The organism is Bartonella sp. AD328YNZD (genome assembly GCF_042196425.1).
In genome coordinates, this window is the sequence record NZ_JBHIQG010000256.1 from 1 (window position 1) to 3,481 (window position 3,481).

At 35.4% G+C, this 3,481-nt stretch carries 3 protein-coding genes and 1 pseudogene; all 4 read left to right on the forward strand.

What is annotated here, in order from left to right; all coding sequences use genetic code 11:
• Nucleotides 1-1,098 (forward strand): annotated as a pseudogene (locus ACFIO3_RS10170) (DNA-directed RNA polymerase subunit beta'); the annotation flags it as partial.
• A 551-nt stretch (nucleotides 1,099-1,649) separates the two neighbouring features.
• Nucleotides 1,650-2,036 carry a MerR family DNA-binding transcriptional regulator gene (locus tag ACFIO3_RS10175; RefSeq protein ID WP_375608523.1) on the forward strand — a complete coding sequence of 129 codons (387 nt, stop codon included), beginning with the start codon at nucleotides 1,650-1,652 and terminating at the stop codon, nucleotides 2,034-2,036.
• 207 nt (nucleotides 2,037-2,243) lie between these two features.
• Nucleotides 2,244-2,933 (forward strand): nitroreductase, encoded by a 690-nt coding sequence (locus ACFIO3_RS10180; protein WP_375608524.1) that lies wholly within the window; start codon nucleotides 2,244-2,246, stop codon nucleotides 2,931-2,933.
• A gap of 342 nt (nucleotides 2,934-3,275) precedes the next feature.
• The coding region (locus ACFIO3_RS10185) for a serine dehydratase beta chain (protein ID WP_375704402.1) at nucleotides 3,276-3,481 on the forward strand (206 nt) is incomplete at its 3' end.

The window sequence follows — 3,481 nt, forward strand, 5'->3', positions numbered from 1 at the left end:
GGTTTATCTGTCACTGAAACAGCTGATGAATCTACGGGTATTACGAAGCGTTTGGTGATTGATTGGCGCGCTAATCCGCGTGGTGCGGATCTCAAACCAGCCATTATTATCCATGAAAATAAAGAAGGTGAATCCATTGCTAAATTGTATAAAGGAGGTGAAGCCCGTTATATGATGTCAGCGGAAACTATTCTTTCTGTTGAGCTTGGTGCTCATGTTAAGGCGGGTGATGTTATTGCTCGTTTACCAATGGAAAGTGCCAAGACGAAAGATATTACCGGTGGTTTGCCTCGTGTGGCTGAGCTGTTTGAAGCACGTCGTCCAAAGGATCATGCGATTATTGCTGAAGTAAGTGGTACAATTCGATTTGGCCGTGGTTATAAGAATAAACGTCGTATTATTATTGAACCAAATGATGAGACTCTTGAGGCAGTAGAATATTTGATTCCAAAAGGTAAGTTGTTTCACTTCCAAGAAGGCGATCAAATTGAAAAGGGGGATTATATCCTTGATGGAAATCCAGCTCCTCATGATATTTTGGCGATTAAGGGTGTTGAAGCTTTGGCATCTTACCTTGTTAATGAGATTCAGGAGGTTTATCGTTTGCAAGGGGTTCTTATTAATGACAAGCACATTGAAGTGATTGTTCGTCAAATGTTGCAAAAAGTTGAAATTACTGAATCTGGAGATTCTGGTTATATTCCAGGTGATAACGTTGATCGTATTGAACTTGATGAAATCAATGATAATTTGATTGCAGAAGGGAAGAAACCCGCATCTGGTAATCCCATTCTTCTTGGAATTACAAAAGCTTCTCTTCAAACGCCTTCTTTCATTTCGGCGGCATCATTTCAGGAGACAACGCGTGTTCTTACTGAAGCAGCAGTTTCTGGTAAAATTGATACTTTGCAAGGACTCAAAGAGAACGTTATTGTCGGTCGTCTTATTCCAGCAGGTACAGGTGGTACGATTTCTCAAATCCGTCGTATTGCTGCAGTTCGTGATGATCTGATAGTAGATGAGCAGCGTAAGTCTAGTAATAACGAAGTGGCTAAAGCTATGTTGACAAATATGACAACTGAGGCAGTTGCTAAATAGTTTAAATACAACATCCACATACTATAAAAGCGTCTGAATAGAAATTTCAGACGTTTTTTATCTCAAGATGCAGAAATTGCATATTTTTCCTGAAAAATATAATAATAACAATTATAAGGTTGTAGTCGTTTCAAACATTCTGAGTAGTTTATTATTTGATAATGATACTGATTTTTTTTATTGCGTCATTTTAAAGTTTTTTTATTTTTGAGGACAGTATAGAAATTTTTTTCAAGATACATGAAGTCAAAAAGCCGTATTCCAAGAAAAAGAGTAGCTTATATGTAAGTTAAATAACGACTAATTTCGAATTTTAGGAAAATTTTTGATTGGATATCTTCTATAAAGATTTAAAAGGCCTTATAATAGATGATTAGCAATCTTTCCTGTCATCTAAAAAAATAATTAATTTTTTACTGTATAATACTTATTTGACAAGAATGTATTTCTTCATATTTTAGAATGCAGGAAAGGATAGAGTGCTGACTAAATTTTTATAAAAATAGACATATTTCTTATAATAATGTGATCTATAAAGACAGAATGATAAAATGTACGAATATTATTCAATTGGAGAGTTGACACGTGAGTTTTCAATAACAGCTCGAACTTTGCGTTATTATGAAGAAGAGGGACTTCTTGTCCCTTTCCGGCGTGGAAGTACACGGCTTTATACACAAACGGATCGTCATAAATTAAAACAAATACTGCGTGCTAAAAGAGTTAAATTTTCGTTGTCTGAAATATCTGATATGTTGGCTATGGTTGGAAAACCACCTGATGATGAGAAAAAACTTAAGAAATTAATTGCAGGAATTAATAAAAAACGATCTGATTTAAAGAAGATGCAACGTGATATTGATGATCTTCTACAGGATTTAGAACACATTGAGGAGACTTTTTTTGAGAGCTTAGCAGAGTTGGGGGTTAATCGTTGATTGTGAGATTTATTTCATCTGCTTTTAGGAAATTTCTTTTCTATTAAAAGAGATAGCCATCAGTATTTCTAATGGGATTTTTTGACACTGCGTGAAATGTGTAAATCATTTGAAGAAATAGAGGGTGTGAAAAAGTAGAAAAGGTATTTTCACACTATATTGTCCTTGATAGGAAAAAAAATATTTTTCATAGAGAAAGAAAAGACAATGGCAGTTTCTTCTATTAGTGTTTTTCAATCTATTTTGTCGCGAAAGTCAATTCGAGCTTTTACCAACCAGCCAGTTAGTTTGGAAACAATCAAAAAAATCTTAACACTTGCAGCACGTGCACCATCTGGAACCAATATTCAGCCATGGCAAGTGATTGTGCTTACGGGAAGTGTATTACAGAAAGTAGGGCAAGAGCTTTCACAACTTGTTCTTTCGGGTGTAAAAGGGGAGCGTGAATATAATTATTATCCACGTCAGTGGCGTGAGCCTTATATTTCAAGGCGTAGAAAAGTTGGTTTGGAACTTTATCAGAGTCTTGGAATAAAAAAAGGAGATGAAGAAAAAATGCTTCATCAAAAAGCACGAAATTTTTTATTTTTTGATGCACCTGTAGGACTCTTATTTACAATGGATCACGACATGGAAATAGGGAGTTGGCTTGATTTGGGTATGTTTATGCAGACCATTATGTTAGCAGCACGTGGATTTGGATTGGATACCTGTCCCCAAGCAGCTTTTGCTGATTATCATAAACAAATTCGTACGCTTTTATCTGTACCTTCTGATCGGAATATTATTTGTGGTATGGCACTTGGTTATCGCGATATGAGTGCTCCAGAAAACAATTTTGAGACAGAACGAGAACCGTTAGAAAACTTTGTACGTTTCATTGAAGCATGTCCATAAAATATTTTATATCATTAAGCATATACTTTGAAGAACTTAGTGCATTATGAAAAATATGCTTGGTAGAAATTTTTCATTCTTATTAAATCATGATGTTGCATATTAACACTTATTTTACTACGTTCGCAACATTGATAGAGAGGTGACTCTAAGGGCATTGTTCGTTTTGAAGGTTGGCTAATGGAAAGCACTATAGAAAGAGGGTGTTGGGTGGTAGCGAGTCGAGCAACATTCGTGTTTATTGCTGTCATTTTTTTACTCTATCTCGCAATTTGATTTTAAACGGGACAAACGTTATAGAAAAGCGTATACTCAGACCATGTTGGAGTTTTGAGGTGGTATGTGTTTTTATCTGTTTTTGAACTTTTTAAAATTGGTATTGGTCCTTCTAGCTCACATACGATGGGGCCGATGACTGCGGCTAATATGTTTTTGCAAAGGATAAGAGATTTTTCTCAGTTATCTGATATTCAAGTTTCTCGTATACGTGTTTATCTTTATGGTTCTTTAGCTTTCACAGGTATTGGTCATGCGACAGATAGAGCTAT

Excerpts from the sequence above, each read along its gene's own strand:
- ACFIO3_RS10175 (WP_375608523.1), top strand. The coding sequence starts at position 1,650 with ATGTACGAATATTATTCAATTGGAGAGTTGACACGTGAGTTTTCAATA.
- ACFIO3_RS10180 (WP_375608524.1), top strand. The coding sequence starts at position 2,244 with ATGGCAGTTTCTTCTATTAGTGTTTTTCAATCTATTTTGTCGCGAAAG.